We start from the raw sequence: 727 nt of genomic DNA on the forward strand, positions 1-727 counted from the left end.
AAGTGGCTGTTACTGCCTAATCTACGCTTATCGCAAGTTACTACGTCCTTCATCGCCTCTGACTGCCAAGGCATCCACCGTGTACGCTTAGTCACTTAACCATACAACCCGAAGAAGTTTCGTGTTGTAGACAAGTCACCAAGGTTGTCTCTCATTATTTGAATGAGCGAGAGACGTTTGATTTTGCCGGACTCAATTTTGAAAACTTACCGAAGTAAGCTTTCCCAAGAACACTTGAATGTGTTTGGTATCAATACGTTAAACGCATTGATGTTGAGAACTTTTATTTGATAACAACAAACACGTTCGTTGTTATCAGTCAGCTTTCCAAATTGTTAAAGAGCACGATTTTCTAATGAAAACCATTTTTAAAAACACTATTGCTAGTGCGCTTAAAGATGGTGGAGCTATGCGGGATCGAACCGCAGACCTCCTGCGTGCAAGGCAGGCGCTCTCCCAGCTGAGCTATAACCCCATCAGGTGTGTGATACTGTGTGCCAATCTTCTGGGAGGAAGAATTGGTGGGTCTGAGTGGACTTGAACCACCGACCTCTCGCTTATCAGGCGAACGCTCTAACCACCTGAGCTACAGACCCAGCATCGTCTCTTAAACTGTATAAACCATCAATCTGTGTGGACACTCATCAGTGTAATCTTCGTATAAGGAGGTGATCCAGCGCCAGGTTCCCCTAGCGCTACCTTGTTACGACTTCACCCCAGTCATGAA

General features: G+C 45.3%; 2 tRNA genes and 2 rRNA genes. All 4 read right to left on the minus strand.

The window, feature by feature from the left end:
- Positions 1-101: ribosomal RNA gene (locus EXZ60_RS18915) — 23S ribosomal RNA — on the minus strand; the annotation flags it as partial.
- Positions 102-399: 298 nt separating this feature from the next.
- A tRNA-Ala gene (locus tag EXZ60_RS18920) sits at positions 400-475 on the minus strand.
- Positions 476-519: 44 nt separating this feature from the next.
- Positions 520-596, minus strand: a tRNA-Ile gene (locus EXZ60_RS18925).
- Positions 597-661: 65 nt separating this feature from the next.
- Positions 662-727 (minus strand): 16S ribosomal RNA (locus EXZ60_RS18930); the annotation flags it as partial.

Source organism: Vibrio sp. 1151_11 (genome assembly GCF_029478525.1).
Lineage (GTDB): Bacteria > Pseudomonadota > Gammaproteobacteria > Enterobacterales > Vibrionaceae > Vibrio > Vibrio anguillarum.